This is a genomic window from Streptomyces sp. NPDC027672, from assembly GCF_055566335.1.
The window spans coordinates 274,392-293,546 of sequence record NZ_JBVHSO010000002.1 but is presented as its reverse complement, the minus strand read 5'-3'; the positions used below and the strand labels follow the sequence as shown (position 1 = coordinate 293,546).

Sequence of the window (19,155 nt, the reverse complement as noted above, 5' to 3'; positions counted from 1 at the left end):
CGGCAGGCGTCCCGCCGGCCGCCCGGCCCGCGAACGGCACCGGCAGCAGACAGCACCCCGACACCGGGCCACTTCGGCACCAGGCCACCCGGCACCGGGCCACCCCGGTACGAGACCGGCCCGGCACCAGGCCATGGCCCTGGGACCGGTCGGCCGCCCTCCGCTCACCGCACGGCAGCAGTCCCACCGCCGGGCACACCCGGTGTGCCACCTCCGATCCGGCGCGCCGCCTTCGTGGCGGGCCGCGGCCGGCCGGCCCGCGCGTCGCATCGTCCCGCTCTCCAAAGGACTTCACCCATGACGGACCTGCACGACAAGCCTGCTCCGGCGTCCTCCCTGCCGCAGGCCGGCCCCGCGGCCGGTGCCACGGAGAGCGCCGCGCCCCCGGCGCACCCGACGCTCGGCGAGCTGTTCACCGCCTGGGTGGCCCGCACCCCGGACGCGCCGGCCCTCACCGACGGCCGACGGACCTGGACCTACCGTGAACTGGCCGGCCGTGCCGACCGGCTGGCCGCGCACCTGGTACGGCGCGGAGCCGGGCCCGACCGGGTGGTGGCCCTGGTGCTCCCGCGCTCCATGGAGCTGATCGCGGCGGAGCTGGCCGTGGCCCGGGCCGGCGCCGCCTTCCTGCCCGTGGACCCCGCCTACCCCGCCGAGCGCCGGACCATGATGCTCACCGACGCCGCGCCCGCCGTCACCCTCGACGACCCGCGCCTGGTCCGGGAGTTGCTGGACGGCGACGGCGAAGACGCGGCCGGCGGCGACAGCGGTGACGGTGCGAGACGGCCGGCCGCCGCCGACGCCGATCACGCGGCCTACGTCATCTACACCTCGGGCTCCACCGGCACGCCCAAGGGCGTGACCGTCACCCACCGCGGCATCGGCGGCTTCACCTCGGCCGCCGCCGAACGGTACGCGGTGGGACCCGGCGACCGGGTGCTCCAGTTCTCCTCGCCCAGCTTCGACGCCTCCGTCCTGGAGCTGTGCTCGTCCGTGCTGTCCGGCGCCACGCTCGTCGTACCGCCGCACGGGCCCTGGCTGGGCGACGAACTCGCCGCCGTCCTGGACGAGCACCGCATCACCCACGCCCTGATCCCGCCGGCCGCGCTGGCCACCCTGCCCGATCCCGCGCAGGGCACCGCGCGCGAGCTGCGCACGCTGATCGTGGGCGCGGAGGCCTGCCCCGCCGGGCTCGTGGACCGCTGGGCACCCGGCCGCCGCATGATCAACTCCTACGGCCCGACCGAGGCCACCATCGTGGCGACCTGGACCGGGCCGCTCACCGCGGGGCAGGGCACGCCGACGATCGGCGGCGCGCTGCCGCACACCCGGGTGTACGTCCTCGACGCCGCGATGCGGCCCGTGCCGCCCGGCGCGGACGGCGAACTGTTCGTCGGCGGCGACGCGGTGGCCCGCGGTTACCTGGGCCGACCGGGGCTGACCGCTGCGCGCTTCGTGGCCGATCCGTTCGGTACCCCCGGCGCGCGCCTGTACCGCACCGGGGACCGGGTGCGGTGGACCGCCGGGGGAGAACTGGAGTTCCTGGGCCGGCTGGACCGGCAGGTGAAGATCCGCGGCTTCCGGATCGAGCCGGGCGAGATCGAGGCGGCCCTGCGCCGGGTCGGCGCCGGCAGAGTCGGCGAGGCGGTGGTCGTCGTACGCGAGGACGAACCGGGCCACCAACGCCTCGTCGCCTACGTCACCCCGGCCACGGAGTCCGCGCCGGCGGCCGGGACCGCCTCGGCCGCAGGGACCACCCCGGCCGCGGAGGCCGTCTCGGCGACCCCGGGCCCCCGACACTCCCCGGCCGCCCCGGACCCCGTCGCCCTGCGGGCCGCCGTGGCCGCCGTGCTGCCCGGCCACATGGTGCCGGCGGCCGTCGTGGTGCTGGAGCGGATGCCGCTCACCCCGCAGCACAAGATCGACCGGCGGGCGCTGCCGGCACCGGAGCGCACGGTCGCCGCCGGGCGGGTGGCGCCCCGGACGGACCAGGAGCGGGGGCTCGCCGTGATCTGGGCGCAGGTCCTGGGCGTCGACGCGGTCGGGGTGACCGACGACTTCTTCGACCTGGGCGGAGAGTCGATCCTCGCCGCCCGGGTCCTGGCCCGGGTCCGGGAGGAGCTGGGGGTCCGGCTGAGCGTGCGGGACGTCTTCACCGCGCGGACGATCGCCGCGCTGGCCCCGCTGCTCGCCGACCCCTCGGCCGCCGCGCCGCCGGAACCGATCCCGCCGGCCCCGGCCGGGGACACGCTGCCGCTGTCCAGCGCGCAGCGACGGCTGTGGTACCTGGACGAACTCACCCCGGGCGGCACCGAGTACAACACCGGAGTGGCCCTGCGGCTGCGCGGCGCGCTGGACCCGGACGCGCTGCGCCGGTCCCTGGACCGCCTCGCGGCCCGCCACGCCTCCCTGCGCACCCTCTTCACCACCGTCGACGGCCAGGGCGCCCAGCGCGTCGTACCGGACGCCGGTCTGCCGCTGCGGACGGCCGACCGCACCGGCGCGCCCGACCCGGAAGCGGCCGTCGAGGCGCTGCTCGCCGAGGAGCTGAACCACTCCTTCGACCTGGCGGCCGGCCCGCTCACCCGGGCCCTGCTGATCCGGCTGGGCGCCGAGGAGCACGTACTGCTGCTGGCCCAGCACCACATCGTCACCGACGGCTGGTCGGTGGGCATCCTCACCCGCGAACTCGCCGCCCTCTACCACGCGGAGACCACCGGCGAACCCGCGGACCTCGCCCAGCCGGCCGTGCAGTACCCGGACTTCGCGGTGTGGGAGCGGCGGCAGCGGGCCGGTGACGCGGACCGCGCCGACCTCGCCTACTGGAGACGGCACCTGGCGGACCTCCAGCACCTGGAGCTGCCCACGGACCGGCCGCGTCCCGCCGTGCGGGGCACCGCCGGCGCCGCCCACCGGCACGTGCTGCCCGCCCATCTGGTCGACCGGCTGCGGCAGTTGGCCACCGGCCGCGGCACCACGGTGTTCACCCTGTTCGCGGGCGCCGCCGCGCTGCTGTTCTCCCGCTACTCGGGACAGCGGGACGTCGCGTTCGGCACCGTCACCACCGGACGCGGCCGGCGGGACCTGGAAGAGGTGCCCGGGTTCTTCGCCAACACGGTGGTGCTGCGCGGCGAGGTGGACGAACGGGCCACCGTGGACCGGTTCGTGGAGAGCATGCGGACCACGGTGCTGGACGCCTTCGCACACGACGGGGTCCCGTTCGACCGCGTGGTGGAGGAGCTGGCCCCGCCCCGCGACCCCAGCCGCACCCCGCTCGTCCAGGCCCTCGTCGTCCAGCAGACCGCCCTGCCCGTGCCGCCGCGCGCCGGCGGCCTGCGCCTGACCGAGCACCCGCTGCCCCGCCCGGCCGCCCGGTTCGACCTGGTCCTGGAGTTCACCCCGGACACGGACGGCGGCTGCGTGCTGACCGCCGAGTTCAGCACGGACCTGTTCGAGACGGCCACCGTGGCCCGGCTCACCGCCCATCTGCACCGCCTGCTGGAAGGCATGGCGGACGGCCCCGGCCGCACCCTCGCCGAGCTGCCCATGCTCTCCGCCGAGGAGCGGCACACCCTGGTGGACCGCTGGAACCCGCCCGCCCGCCGCTCCCGGGAGTCCGGCCGGGACACGCTGCCCGGGCTGTTCCACGCCCAGGCGGCCCGCACCCCGGACCGTACGGCCGTGATCTGCGGCCCGGACCGGCTGGACTACGCCGAGGTCGCCCGCCGCGCGGCCCGGCTGGCCCGGCTGCTCGTCGCGCGCGGCGCGGGCCCGGAGACGCTGGTCGCGCTCTGCCTGCCGCGCACCGCCGACCTCGTGCCCGTGCTGTGGGCGGTGCTCGGCTCGGGCGCCGGCTATCTGCCCGTCGACCCGGCGTACCCCGCCGAGCGGGTCCGTCTCATGCTCGACGACGCCCGGCCCGCCCTGGTGCTCGCCACCCGGGAGACCGCCGCCGCGCTGCCCGCGGACTGCGACCCGCTGTTCCTGGAGGACTGCGCCGGACCGGAGTTCGCCGACACGCCGCCGGCCGACGCCGACCGGCTCCGGCCGCTGCTGCCGGACCACCCGGCGTACGTCATCTACACCTCCGGTTCCACCGGCCGCCCCAAGGGCGTCGTGGTCACCCACCGCACGGTCGCCGCGCTGGCCCGCTGGGCGGGGGAGCGGTTCGACGCCGGGGAACTGGCCCATGTGATCGCCGCGACCTCCCTGAACTTCGACGTCTCGGTCTTCGAACTGCTCTGCCCGCTGCTGGCCGGCGGCACCGTCGAGGTGGTCGCCGACCTGCCGGCCCTCGCCGACGGCGCCGGTCCGCGCCGGGCCGGGCTGCTCAGCGGCGTGCCCTCCGTCGTCTCCCGGCTGATCGCCGGCGGCACCGCGCCCGTGACCGCGTCCACCGTCGTCCTGGCCGGCGAGGCCCTGCCCGCGCAGACGCCGCACGAACTGCGCGCCGCCCTGCCCGGCTGCCGGATCGCCAACATCTACGGCCCCACCGAGGCCACCGTGTACGCCACCGCCTGGTTCGCCGGGGACCGGCTGCCCGAGCAGGCCCCGCCCATCGGCGACCCGGTGGCGCTCACCCGGACCTACGTCCTGGACGCCTCGCTGCGCCCCCAGCCGGTCGGCGTCACCGGCGAGCTGTACCTCGGCGGCGGCGGTTTGGCCCGCGGCTACCTCAACCGCCCCGGACTGACCGCCACCCGGTTCGTCGCCGACCCGTTCGGCGCGCCCGGCGAACGCATGTACCGCACCGGCGACCTGGTGCGCCGCCGCTTTGACGGCGCGCTGGAGTACGTCGGCCGGATCGACCAGCAGGTCAAGGTGCGCGGCTTCCGCATCGAGCTGGGCGAGGTGGAGGAGGCGCTGCGCGGCTGCGCCGACGTGACCGAGGCGGCGGCCACCGTCACCGACGACGGCGAGGGCCACCGCCGCCTGGTCGGCTACGTCGTCCCGGCCGCCGGACAGCGCACCGAACCCGAGGCCGTACGCCGTGAACTCGGCCGCACCCTGCCCGACTACATGGTCCCCTCGACCGTGGTCGTCCTGGACGCCCTGCCGCTCAACCCGAACGGCAAGGTGGACCGCGGCCGGCTCCCCGACCCCGGCCCCGCCGTCCGCGCGGTACGGCACGTCGCGCCCCGCACGCCCACCGAGCGCGCCCTCGCCGCGGTCTGGGCCGAGGTGCTGCGGACGGAGCGGATCGGCGTCGACGACAACTTCTTCGAACTCGGCGGCGACTCCATCCTCAGCATCCAGGTGGTGGCCCGCGCCCGCCAGGAGGGCCTGCCGCTGACCTCCCGGGACGTCTACCGGCACCAGACGATCGCCGCCCTGGCCCGCTGCGCGGACGCCGCGTCCGGCCCGCGCGAGACCGCCCCGGAACCGGCCACCGGCACGGCACCGCTGACGCCCATCCAGCGCTGGCTGTTCGACTCCGCCGCCGACCGCGCCGCCCACTTCGCGCAGGCGCTGTCCCTCCGGCTGCCCGACGACCTGGACCCGGCGGCGCTGGAGGAGGCGCTGAACGACCTGGCCGCCCACCACGACGCCCTGCGCTCCCGGTTCACCGCCGGCGGCGCGGACCCCGCGTCCGGCTGGTCCGTCGACGAGCGGGCGCCCCGCCTCCCCTTGGCCCGCCACACCGGACCGGAGACGGACACCCCGCACTTCGGCCCCTTCGACCTCGCCCACGGACCGCTGCTGCGGGCCGTCCTGCACGACACCGGCGCCGACGGGCCCCGCGTGCTGCACCTCGCCGTCCACCACCTGGTGGTCGACGGGGTCTCCTGGCGGGTGCTGCTGGAGGACCTGGACCGCGCCTACCGGGCCCGCCGCGCCGGCCGCGACGGCGCCGCCGCGCTGCCCGCCAAGTCCTCGCCGCTGCGCCAGTGGGCCCGCCGGCTGACCGCCCACGCCGCGGACGGCGGCTTCGACGACGAGCGGGCGTACTGGGCCGAGGCGGTCCCCGCCGCCGAACCCGACCTCCCCGCCGCCCTGGCCGGCGGCGCCGGCACCTACGCCGACCAGCGCGCCGTCACCGTGCGCCTGAGCCCCGAGGACACCTCGGCGCTGCTGCGCACCCTGCCCGACACCTACCGCACCCAGGCCAACGACGTGCTGCTCGGCGCCCTCGGCCGGGCACTGTGCGGCTGGACCGGCCGGGAGCGGGTGGTGGTCGACGTCGAGGGCCACGGCCGCGAGGAACTCTTCCCCGAACTCGACATCAGCCGCACGGTCGGCTGGTTCACCACCCGCTACCCCGTCGCGCTCGCCGTCCCCGAGGACGCCGGCTGGGACACCGTGCTGAAGCGGGTCAAGGAGCAACTGCGCGCCGTACCCCGGCACGGCCTGGGCCACGACGCGCTGCGCCGGCTGGCCGGCCCCGGCGCGGCACCGCCCGCCCCCGAGGCGCGGATCAGCTTCAACTACCTGGGCCGGATGGAGCTGCCAGCGGACCCGGACGGCCTGTACCGGGGCACCGTACGCCCGCTGGAGCTGGACGCCGACCCGGCGGCCGGGCGCCCGCACGCCCTGGAGGTCGTCGGGCGACTCGCCGGCGACCGCCTGGAGTTCACCTGGTTCTACGCGGACGGACCGGACCGCGAGCAGACGGTCGCGGATCTCGCCGGGCGGTTCGCCGACGCGCTCGCCGACCTGGCCCGGTACGCGGCCCGGCCCGGCACCGCCGGCCGCACCCCGTCCGACTTCCCGCTGGCCCGGCTGGACCAGGCCGCCGTGGACCGGATCACCGGCACGGACCCGGCGGCGGTGGCCGACGTCTACCCGCTCACGCCCACCCAGACGGGCATGCTCTTCCACGGCCTGTCCCAGGACGACCGCGGGGTCTACGTCCAGCAACTGACCTTCGTCCTCGACGGCGTGCCCGACCCCGGGGCCCTCGCCGCCGCCTGGCAGCGGGTGACCGACCGCACCGAGGCGCTGCGCGGCCGGGTCGTCTGGCAGGACGTGCCCGAACCGCTGCTCGTGGTGCCACGCCACGTCGCCGTGCCCGTCACCCGCCTGGACTGGCGCGACCTGACCGGGGACGAGCGCCGCGCCCGGCTGGCCGACCTGCTCGTCCGGGACCGCGCCGAGGGCATCGACCTCGGCCGGGCCCCGCTCCAACGGCTGTGCCTGGCCCGCCTGTCCGAGACCTCGGTGCGGGTGGTGTGGTCCTTCCACCATCTGCTGCTGGACGGCTGGAGCATGTTCCAGGTCCTCTCCGACGTCTTCGCCGAGCACGCCGGGACCGGAACCCTGCCGCACCGCCCGCCCCACCGCGACTACGTGGCCTGGCTGCGCCGGCGCGACCCGGAAGCGGCCGAACGGCACTGGCACCAGAGGCTGTCCGGCCTGACCGAGGCCACCCCGCTGCCGTACGACCGCGAGCCGCGCGAGGCCCACCGCGCCGAGTCCACGCACGCGGTCCGCCGCGCCCTGCCCGCGGCCGCCACCCGGGCGCTCCAGGAACTGGCCCGGACCTCCGGGCTCACCCTGAACACCCTGGTGCAGGGCGCCTGGGCGCTGCTGCTGGCCCGGCAGGCGGGCCGCGACGAGGTGGTGTTCGGCACCACCGTGTCCGGCCGGCCGCCCGAGCTGCCCGGCGCCGACGCCATGACCGGCCTGTTCATCACCACCCTGCCCACCCGGGTCGCCGTCCCCGGCCACGGCACCCTGCTCGACTGGCTGCGCGCGCTCCAGCAGGACCAGAGCGAGGACCGGCGCTTCGACCACCTGCCGCTCACCCGCATCCGGACCTTCACCGCACTCCCCGAGCGCGTCGGCCTGTTCGACAGCATCGTGGTCTTCGAGAACTACCCGGTGGACGACGACCTCGCCGCCGCCCACGGACTGCGGCTGACCGGTCTGGAGGGCGTCGAGACCACCAACTACCCGCTGAGCCTGACCGCTTACCCGGGCGCCGAGCTGGGCCTGCGGCTCGGCTACGACCCCGAGCTGTTCGACACCGGCACCGCCGAACGCCTGGCCGAGTACCTGACCGTCCTGCTCACCCACCTGCCCGCCGGCGCCGGGCGCCCGCCCGCCCGGCTGCCGCTGCTCGCCCCGGACCGCCGCGCCCAGGTGCTCGGCGACTGGAACGACACCGCCACCGACCTGCCCGAGGCCACCGTCGCCGGCCTGTTCGCCGCGCAGGTGCGCCGTACGCCCGACGCCGTGGCCCTGGAGACCGGGGACCGGCACCTCACCTACCGCGAACTCGACGCCCGCGCCGCCCGCCTGGCGGACCGGCTGACCGGACTCGGCGTACGGCCGGAACGCGCGGTCGGCGTGCTGATGGACCGGTCCGTGGAGCTGATCGTCACCCAGCTGGCCCTGGTCCGCACCGGCGGCGTGTACGTGCCGCTGGACGGCAGGGCACCGGCCGAGCGGCTGCGCCGGACCCTGGCCGAGGCCGGCGCCGGCCTGCTGCTCACCGACGCCGGCTGGGAGGAGACGGCCCGGCAGGCGCTGCCCGGCGACGGTGTGGTGCGGGCCGACGACGCGTCCGGCGCCGCTCCCGGCGCCCCGCTCGCCGACGGCCCGTCCGGTCCGGCCGTCGCCGTCCACCCCGACAACGTCCAGTACCTGATGTTCACCTCGGGCTCCACCGGCACGCCGAAGGGCGTCGCGGTGCGCCAGCGGGACGTCGCCGCGCTCGCCCGGGACCGGGCCTTCGCCGGGCACGACCGGGTCCTCGTGCACTCGCCGCACGCCTTCGACGCCGCCACCTACGAGGTGTGGGTGCCCCTGCTGCGCGGCGGCACGGCCGTCCTCGCCCCGGCCACCGACCTGGACGCCGCCCAGGTCCGGCACGCCGTCACCGAGCGGCGGGTGAGCTGCCTGTGGCTGACCGCCGGCCTGTTCCGGCTGCTCGCCCAGGAGGACCCGGGCTGCCTGCGCGGCGCCCGCGAGGTGTGGACGGGCGGCGAGGCCGTGCCCGGCGCGGTGGTGCGCCGGGTCCTGGACGCCTGCCCCGGGCTGACCGTCGTGGACGGCTACGGCCCCACCGAGACCACCACCTTCGCCACCCGCCGCGTCTTCCGGTCCGGCGACGCGCTGCCCGCCGTCCTGCCCATCGGCCGCCCGCTGGACAACACCCGCGTGTACGTCCTGGACACCGCGCTCCAGCCGCAGCCCCCTGGCATCCCCGGCGAGCTGTACATCGCGGGCGCGGGTCTCGCCCGCGGCTACGCGGGCCGGCCCGGCGCGACCGCCGCGCGCTACGTCGCCGATCCCTACGGCCCGCCCGGCACCCGCATGTACCGCACCGGGGACATCGTGCGCTGGAGCGCCGACGGCGAACTGCACTTCACCGGCCGCGCCGACGACCAGATCAAGATCCGCGGCTTCCGCGTCGAACCCGCCGAGATCGAGGCCCGGCTCACCGCGCACCCGGCCGTCGCCGAGGCCGTCGTCTCCCTGTACGAGGACGGCGGACGCAAGCGGCTCGCCGCCCACCTCGTACCGGCCGCCGCCGCGCTGCCTCCGGCCGCCGAGCTGCGCACCCACCTGGCGGCCGGCCTGCCCGACTACATGCTGCCCGCCGCGTTCGTCACCGTGCCCGCGCTGCCGCTGACCGCCAACGGCAAGGTCGACCGGCGCCGGCTGCCCGCGCCGGACTGGTCGGCCGGCGGCGACCGGGCCCACCGGGAGCCGCGCACCGAGGCCGAGCGCGCCCTCGCCGGAATCTGGGCCGACCTGCTCGGCGTCGAACGGGTCGGCGTGGACGACAACTTCTTCATGCTGGGCGGCGACTCCATCCTCAGCATCCAGGTGGTCTCCCGGGCCCGCGCCGCCGGACTCGCCCTCACCCCGCGCGACCTGTTCCGCCACCCCACGGTGGCCGCGCTGGCCGCCGCCGGCGGCGCCGCGGCGCCCGCCGTCGCCGGGACCGGACCGGTCGACGGGACGGCGGACCTCCTGCCGATCCAGCACTGGTTCCTGGACCCCAAACCGGCCCACGCCGGGTTCTTCAACCAGTCCGTGGTCGTCGAGACGGCCGGCCCCGTCGACCGGGACGCCCTGCACCGCGCCCTCGCCGCCCTGTGGACCCACCACGACGCCCTGCGCGCCCGGTTCCCACGCGGCGGCGCCGGCGACGGCACCCGGCGCCAGGACATCGCCGCCGCCGACGGCTCCGTCCCAGAACTGCTCCAGGTCCACGACCGGTCGGCCGAGGAACCCGTCACGGCGGCCGCCCACACCGGACTGGACCTGGACACCGGGCCGCTGTTCACCGCCCGCCTGTTCACCGCCGACGGCCAGGGGCCCGCCCGGCTGCTGCTCGTCGCCCACCACCTGGTGGTCGACGGCGTCTCCTGGCGCATCCTGCTGGAGGACCTGGAGACCGCCTACCGGCAGGCCGCGGCCGGCGAGCCCGTACGGCTGCCCGCCCGCACCACCTCCGTACGGGAGTGGGCCGGCCGGCTGCGCGACCACGACCGCTTCACCGGACAGCTCGCCCACTGGGAGCGGGCCGCCCGGGCCTGCGCCGACCCGCTGCCCGTGGACGGCACCGGCGGCAACACCACCGCCGACCTGCGCGAGGTGACCGTCCGGCTGGACCGCGACCGCACCGCCGGCCTGCTGCGCCGGGTCCCCGGCGTCTACCGCACCCGCGTCGACGACGTGCTGCTCACCGCGCTGGGCCGGGCCCTCGCCGACTGGACCGGACGCGACACCGTCGCCGTCGGCCTGGAGGGACACGGCCGCGAGGACCGGCTCTTCGAGGACGTCGACCTGTCCCGCACGGTCGGCTGGTTCACCTCCCTGTACCCCGTCGCCCTCTCCGTCCCGGCCGGCGACTGGGGCACCGCCCTGAAGTCGGTCAAGGAGCAGCTACGGGCCGTACCCGACCGGGGCCTCGGCTACGGCGTGCTGCGCCACCTCGCCCGCCACCCCCGGCTCACCGGCACACCCGAACCCGGCATCAGCTTCAACTACCTGGGCCGCTTCGACTGGTCCGCCCCCGACGCCACCCTGGTCAAGGCGGTGCCCGGCGGACTGGGCGGCGCCGACGCCCCGGACGCCGAACGGCCGCACCTGCTGGACGTCGTGGCCCGTGTCGAGGACGACCGGCTGGAGATCACCTGGCACTACAGCGCCGGACGGCACCGCGAGGAGACCGTCACCGCGCTCGCCGAGGGCATGCTGCGCGCGCTCGGCGAGATCGTCGCGCACTGCGCCCGCCCGGACGCCGGCGGCCGCACCCCGTCCGACTTCCCGCTGGCCGGGCTGGACCAGACCGCCGTGGACCGGATCGCCGGGAACGGCCGGGACGTCGCCGACATCTACCCGCTGACCCCGATGCAGGCCGGCATGCTCTTCCACAGCCTGCTGGACCCGACCGCGCGCACCTACGTCAACCAGGTGCAGCTCGTGCTGTCCGGCGTCACCGACCCGCAGGCGCTCGCCACGGCCTGGCAGCACACCGCCGACGCCAACCCGGTGCTGCGCACCCGCCTGGTCTGGCAGGAGACCCCGCGCCCGCTCCAGGTCGTCCGGCACCACGCCACCGTGCCCGTCACCCGGCACGACTGGTCGCGGTGGCCCGCCGAGCGCCGTGAGCGCGAGCTGGACCGGCTGCTCGCCGAGGACCGGGACACCGGCGTCGACCTGGGCGCCGCGCCCCTGATGCGGCTGACCCTGATCCGGCTGGCACCGGACCGGGTCCGCCTGGTGTGGACGTTCCACCACGTCCTGCTCGACGGCTGGAGCGCCGCCCAGGTCTTCGACGAGGTGTGCGAGCGGTACGCCGCCCTCACCTCCGGGCGCCGCCCGAGCCTGCCCGAGCGCAGGCCGTTCGCCGACTACCTGGGCTGGCTGGCCGGGCGGGACACCGCCGGCGCCGAAGCGTACTGGCGCACCGCCCTGGCCGGCTTCCAGGCCCCCACCGAACTGCCCCGCGACCGGCGGCCCGCCGAGGCCCACCGCAGCTCCTCCTCCGGGTCCGTGCGCGTGACCCTCGGCCCGGACGTCTCGGCGCGGCTGCGGGAGACCGCCCAGCGGGCCGGCCTGACCCTCAACACCGTGCTCCAGGGCGCCTGGGCGCTGCTGCTGTCCCGCTACGGCGGCGGCACCGACGTGGTGTTCGGCACGACCGTCTCCGGCCGGCCCGCCGAACTGCCGGGTGTCACCTCGATGGTGGGCCTGTTCATCAACACCCTGCCCACCCGCGCCCGGGTGGACGGGCGGCGCCCGCTGCTGGACTGGCTCGGCGAACTCCAGTCCGCCCAGTCCGAGGCCCGGCGCCACGACTTCGTCCCGCTGGCCCAGGTCCAGTCGTGGAGCGAAGTGCCGGGCGGGACCGGCCTGTTCGACTCCATCGTGGTCTTCGAGAACTACCCGTTCGACGAGGGCGCGCTGTCCCGGCACGGCCTCGCCATGGAGCAGGAACGCGACCTGGAGCCCACCAACTACCCGCTCAGCGTGGTCGTCGCGCCCGGTGACACCCTGACGGTCAACCTGGACTACGACCCGGCGGCCTTCGACACCGCCACGGTGCGGGCACTCGGCGAGTCCCTGCGCACCCTGCTGACCGGCATGGCCGACGCACCGGAGCGCCGCCTGGCCGAGCTGCCGCTGCTGGATCCTGCTCAAGGACGGGCGCTGGTGGCCCGGTTCGGCGGCCGGACGGCCGAGGCACCGCGGGACACCCTGCCCGACGCGTTCCGGCGGCAGGCCGAGCGCACCCCGGACGCCCCGGCCGTACGCCACGGCGACCAGTGCCTCACCTACCGTGAACTCGACGCCCGCTCCAGCCGGCTGGCCCGGCGGCTCATCGCCGCCGGCGCCGGACCCGAGCGCTTCGTCGCCCTCTGCCTGCCCCGCACCGCCGACCTGATCACGGCCCTCCTCGCGGTGCTCAAGAGCGGCGCCGGCTATCTGCCGGTCGACCCGCAGTACCCGGCCGAGCGCGTCGCGTTCCTCTTCGAGGACGTCCGGCCCGACGCCGTGATCACCGCCGCGGAGACCGCCGGCCGGCTGCCCGAGGACCCCTTCACCCGCATCCTGCTGGACGCCGAACCCGGCCCCGGGGTGCCGGACACCCCCGTCGGCGACGACGAGCGGCGCACCGCCCTGCTGCCCGGCCACCCGGCCTACGTCATCCACACCTCCGGCTCCACCGGCCGGCCCAAGGGCGTGGTCGTCAGCCACGCCTCCGTACGGGCCCTGACCGACTGGGCGGCGGCCGAGTTCACCGGGCGCGGCCTGGCCCACGTGCTGGCCTCCACCTCGCTCAACTTCGACGTGTCGGTGTTCGAGATCTTCGCGCCGCTGCTGTCCGGCGGCTGTGTGGAGATCGTCCGCGACCTGCTGGCCCTCGCCGAGCGCCCCGGGACCTGGCGGGCCGGACTGCTCAGCGCGGTGCCCTCGGCCCTGGACCGGCTGCTCGCCGAGGACGCCGTACGGATCACCGCGGACACCGTCGTCCTCGCGGGGGAGGGGCTGCCCGCGCGGACCGTGGAGCGGGTCCGCGCCGCCGTCCCCGGCAGCCAGGTCCGCAACATCTACGGCCCCACCGAGGCCACCGTCTACGCCACCGCCTTCACCTGCGACCCGGCCGACCCCGACCGCGACCCGCCGATCGGCCGGCCCCTCGGCGGCGCCCGCGCCTACGTCCTGGACGAGCGGATGCGCCCGGTGCCCGTCGGCGCGCCCGGCGAGCTGCACCTCGCCGGGACCGGGGTCGCCCGCGGCTATCTGGGCCGCCCCGGCCTGACCGCCGGCCGCTTCCTGCCCGATCCGTTCGGCCCGCCCGGCAGCCGCATGTACCGCACCGGCGACCTCGTCCGCTGGACGGCTGGCGGCGACCTCGTCTACCTCGGCCGCGGTGACGACCAGGTGAAGGTGCGCGGCTTCCGCATCGAACTCGGCGAGGTGGAGGCCGCGCTGGCCCGCCACCCGGCCGTGGCCGCGGCGGCGGCCCGGGTCGTCGAACACGCCGGCCACCGCCGCCTGATCGGCTACGCGGTACCCCGCACCCCGGACCGCCCGCACACCGGCGCCCTCGCCGGTCCCACCGGGCCGGACGCACCCGCCGGGTCCGCTGGGTCTTCCGGGTCTGCCGGGTCCGCCGGTCCCGCCGATTCCGCCGCACTCGCCGGGTCCCCGGCGACCGGTCCCGGTCCCACCGGTGACGCGGTCACCGGCCCCGTCGGTCTGCCCGACCCCGCCGAGCTGCGGGCCTTCCTCGCCCGGAGCCTTCCCGACCACCTCGTGCCCGCGCTCGTCGTCCCGCTGGAGCGGCTGCCGCTCGGGGCCACCGGCAAGCTGGACCGGCGGGCGCTGCCCGTGCCCGAGTGGTCCGCACCGGCCGCCGGCACCGCCGGCCGGCCGCCGCAGACCGAGGCCGAGCAGATCCTCGCCGGGATCTGGACCGAGGTGCTGGGCGTACCCGAAGTCGGCGCCGACGACAACTACTTCACGCTCGGCGGCGACTCCGTCCTCGGCATCCAGATCGTCTCCGCCGCCCGCCGGGCCGGGCTCGCCCTGACCCCGCGCCACCTGTTCACCCACCAGACCCTCGCCGCGCTCGCCGCCGCCGCCGATCGGCTGCCGGCCGCCGCCGTCACCGCCGAACAGGGACCGGTGACCGGCGACGCCCCGCTCACCCCGGTCCAGCACTGGCTGCTCGGCACGCTCACCGGCGACCCCGCCCACTTCAGCCAGACGGTCGCCCACGAGCTGGCCACGGATCCCGACGAGAACCTGCTGCGGGCCGCGCTGGCCGCCGTGGCCGGGCACCACGACGCGCTGCGGCTGCGCTACGCGCGCACACCGGACGGCACGTGGCGGCAGTACGGCACCGCGCCCGGCGACCACGACGTGGTCCTGGAGGTGCACCACCGGGCGGACCCGGACGAGGTGGCCCAGGCCCTCGGCGCCGACTTCGACCTGGCCGGCGGGCCGCTGCTGCGGGCCGCGCTGTGCCGACCGGACGACGGCGGCCGGCCGGTGCTGCTGCTCGCCGCCCACCACCTGGTCGTGGACGCCGTGTCCTGGCGGCTGGTCCTGGAGGACCTGGACACCGCCTACCGCGCGCTGCGCGACGGCGCACAGCCCGCCCTCGCCCCGAAGAGCACCCCGTTCCGCGACTGGGCGCGGCGGCTCGCCGCGCACACCGAGGCGGGCGGCTTCGACGGCGAACTCGCCCACTGGCGCGGCCTCGACACCGGCGCCGCGCTGCCCGTCGACCGGCCCGGCGGCGCCAACACCGCCGCCGACGAGGAGAGCGTGACCGCCGGACTCGACGCCGAGGAGACCCGGCGGCTGCTCCAGGAGGTGCCGGAGGCCTACCGGACCCGCGTCAACGACGTACTGCTGTGCGCGCTGGGCCGGGTCCTGGCACGCTGGACCGGCCGGGACCGGGTCGCGGTGACCCTGGAGGGCCACGGCCGCGAGGACCTGTTCGCGGACACCGACCTCGCCCGGACCGTCGGCTGGTTCACCGCCGTCCACCCGGTCGCCCTGGACGTGCCCCGGGACGCCGGCACCGGCACCGTGCTGAAGTCCGTCAAGGAGAACCTGCGGGCCGTACCGCACGGCGGGATCGGCTACGGCGCGCTGCGCCACCTGCATCCCACGGCCGGCCGCGAGCTGCCCGCCCTGCCGCAGATCTGCTTCAACTACCTCGGCCGGCCCGACCGCGACCCGGCCCCGGGCGGCCTGCTGCACGCGCCGTACGGCGGTCTCGCCGGCGGCATGGACCGCTCCGCGGACCGCCCGCACCTGCTCGACGTGCTCGGCCAGATCGTCGGCGACCGGCTGGAGTTCACCTGGTCGTACTCCCGCGAGGTGCACCGGCGCGAGACCGTCGCCCGGCTGGCGGCGGAGCTGACGCAGGAGCTGCGCGCCGTCATCCGGCACTGCGCCGAACCCGGCGCCGGCGGCCGCACCCCGTCCGACTTCCCGCTCGCCCCGCTGGACCAGGCGGCCGTCGACCGGCTCGTCGGCGACGGAACGGACGTCGCGGACGTGTACCCGCTCACGCCCACCCAGGCCGGCATGGTGATGCACGGCCTGGACGAGGCCGCCCACGGGCTCTACGTCGAGCAGATCACCTTCGTCGCGGACGGCGCCCGGGACCTCGCGACCCTGGCCGCCGCCTGGCAGCACGTGGTGGACCGCACGCCCGTGCTGCGCACCTCCGTCGCCCTGCACGGCGTACCGGTGCCGCTCCAGGTCGTCCACCGGGACGTCACCCTGCCGGTCACCCGGCACGACTGGACCGGGCTGCCGGCCGGCCGGCACGCGGCGGAGCTGGAGCGGCTGCTCGCCGCCGAACGGGCTCCGGGCACCGCCCTGGACCGGGCCCCGCTGCTGCGGCTCGCCCTGGTCCGGCTCGGCCCGGACGCGGTCCGCGTGGTGTGGACGTTCCACCACGTCCTGCTGGACGGCTGGAGCGTCTTCCACGTCCTGTCCGACGTCATGGCCGCGCACGCCGCCCTGGCCCGCGGCGAGCGGCCCCGGCTGCCCGAGCGCCGGCCGTTCGCGGACTACGCCGCCTGGCTCGCCGCCCGCGACAACCGGGCCGCCGAGGAGCACTGGCGCGGCGTCCTGGCCGGCCTGGACAGCCCGACCGCGCTGCCCTACGACCGGCGGCCCGCCCCGGACACCACCGCCCGCTCCGGCACCTGGCTGTCGCAGCGGCTGGACGCGCGGGAGACGCTGCGGCTCCAGGAGTTCGCCCGCCGGCACCGCCTCACCCTCAACACCCTGGTGCAGGGCGCCTGGGCGCTGCTGCTGGCACGGTGGAGCGGCGAGCGGGAGGTCTGCTTCGGCACCACCGTCTCCGGGCGGCCCGCCGGACTGCCCGGCGCCGACACCATCACCGGCCTGTTCATCACCACCCTGCCCGCCCGCACGGCCGTCGACGGCGGTGCCCGCGCCGCCGCCTGGCTGCGCGCGGTGCAGGAGGCCCGGGCCGAGGACCGCCGCCACGACCACCTGCCCCTCAACGCGCTGCACGCCCTCACCGCACTGGAGCCCGGCACCGCCCTGTTCGACAGCCTGGTGGTCTTCGAGAACTACCCGGTCGGCGACGCGACCGCGGGCGCCCACGGGCTCGCCCTGCGCGACCTGGACGCCCGCGAGGCCACCAACTACCCGCTCACCGTGGTCGTCTCGCCCGGCGACCGGCTGACCGTCGAACTCGGCTACGACCCGCGGTACTTCACGGAGGGCACCGCCGCCTCGCTGGCCGGCCAGTTGCTGCACACCCTGCACGCGCTGGCCGCCTCGGACGGCACCGTCCGCCTCGACGACCTCGACGTCCTGCCGCCCGCGCAGCGCGAGCGGCTGCTGCGCGGCCCGTCCCGGCCGGCTCTCGGCCCGGTGCCCCCGGCCACCCTGCCGGCCCTCGTCGAGGCCGCCGTCGACCGCCGGCCCGACGCGCCCGCGCTCGACGCGCCCGGCACCCTGCTCACCTTCGCCGAGGCCGAGGAGCGGGCCAACCGGCTGGCGCACCACCTCATCGCCCGGGGCACCGGCCCCGGCGACCTCGTCGCGCTGCTGCTGCCCCGCTCCGCGGACATGGTGCTGGCGCAGCTCGGGGTGGCGAAGGCCGGCGCCGCGTTCCTGCCCGTGGACCCCGCCTACCCCGAGGAGCGGATCGCCCTGATGCTGCGCGACGCGGCCCCCGCCCTCACCCTGGACGCCAAGGAGGCCGCCGCGCTGCTCACCGCCGCCCCGGACGGTCTGCCCGGACACCGGCCCACCGACGCCGACCGGACCCGCCCGCTCGACCCGGACGACCCGGCCTACGTCATCTACACCTCCGGCTCCACCGGCACGCCCAAGGGCGTGGTCGTCACCCACCGGGGACTCGCCGCGTTCAGCGCCGCCGAGGCATCCCACTACCAAGTCGCCGCCGGAGACCGGGTGCTGGCGTTCGCCACGCCCAGCTTCGACGCCTCCGTGCTGGAGCTGTGCATGTCGCTGCCGCACGGCGCCCGGCTGGTCGTACCGCGGCCGGGTCCGCTGCTCGGCGCCGAACTGGCCGAGGTCCTGCGGTCGGAGCGGATCACCCACACCCTGCTGCCGCCGGCCGCGCTGGCCACCCTGCCCGCCGGCACGCCCGGCACCCTGCCGGACCTGAAGACCCTGACCGTCGGCGCCGACGCCTGCGGACCCGACCTGGTGGCCCGCTGGGCCCCGCACCACCGCATGGTCAACTCCTACGGCCCCACCGAGGCCACCGTCGTCGCGACCTGGTCCGCGCCGCTGACGGCGGACGGCACCGCACCGCCCATCGGCCGCCCGCTGCCCGCCACCGGCGCCTACGTCCTCGACGCCCGGCTGCGGCCCGTCCCGGACGGCGTCCCCGGCGAACTCTGGCTCAGCGGACCGGCGCTGGCCCGCGGCTACCTCGGCCGGCCCGGACTGACCGCGGCCCGCTTCGTCGCCGACCCGTTCGGGCCGCCCGGCACCCGCATGTACCGCACCGGCGACCTGGTGCGCCGCGACGGCGCGGGCGAACTGCACTACCTGGGCCGCACCGACCACCAGCTCAAACTGCGCGGCCACCGCATCGAGGCGGGCGAGGTCGAAGCGGCCCTGGTGCGCCATCCGGGCGTGCTGGACGCCGTGGTGAGCGTGCGCGAGGACGAGCCCGGCCTGCCGCGCCTGGTCGCCCACCTGCTCACGGCCCCCGGCGCCGAACCGCCGGCGCCCGCCGCGCTGCGGGAGCTGGCCGCCCGCTCGCTGCCGGGGTACATGGTGCCGGCGGCGTTCGTGGTGCTGGACCGCTTCCCGCTCACCGAGAACGGCAAGACCGACCGGGCCGCCCTGCCCGCGCCGGCCCCGGCCGAGGAGCGGGCCCGGCCCGCGTACGTGGCGCCCCGCACCCCGACCGAGGAGGCGCTCGCCGCCATCTGGGAGGAGACGCTCCAGACGCCCGCGGGCGCCGAGGACGACTACTTCCTGCTCGGCGGCGACTCGCTGCGCGCCCTGCTCATCGCCTCCCGCGCCAACGAGGCGTTCGGGGTCGCGCTCACCCCCCGCGACGTCCTGGTCTCCCGCACCGTGGCCGCCCTGGCGGAACTCGTGGAGGACCAGGTGCTGAGCGAACTGGAACAGGCCGCGTACGGCGGCCACGACGACGAAGACGCCGCGTACGGCGGCCCCGACCACGACGAACGGTGAGGACCCGAC

General features: G+C 76.9%; 1 protein-coding gene. It reads left to right on the top strand.

Going from position 1 to position 19,155, the window contains the following annotated elements:
• The first annotated feature begins 297 nt into the window (after positions 1–297).
• Positions 298–19,146, top strand: a complete 18,849-nt coding sequence (locus tag ACZ4SV_RS05655; protein ID WP_468001665.1) for a non-ribosomal peptide synthetase — start codon at positions 298–300, stop codon at positions 19,144–19,146.
• Positions 19,147–19,155 lie beyond the last annotated feature (9 nt).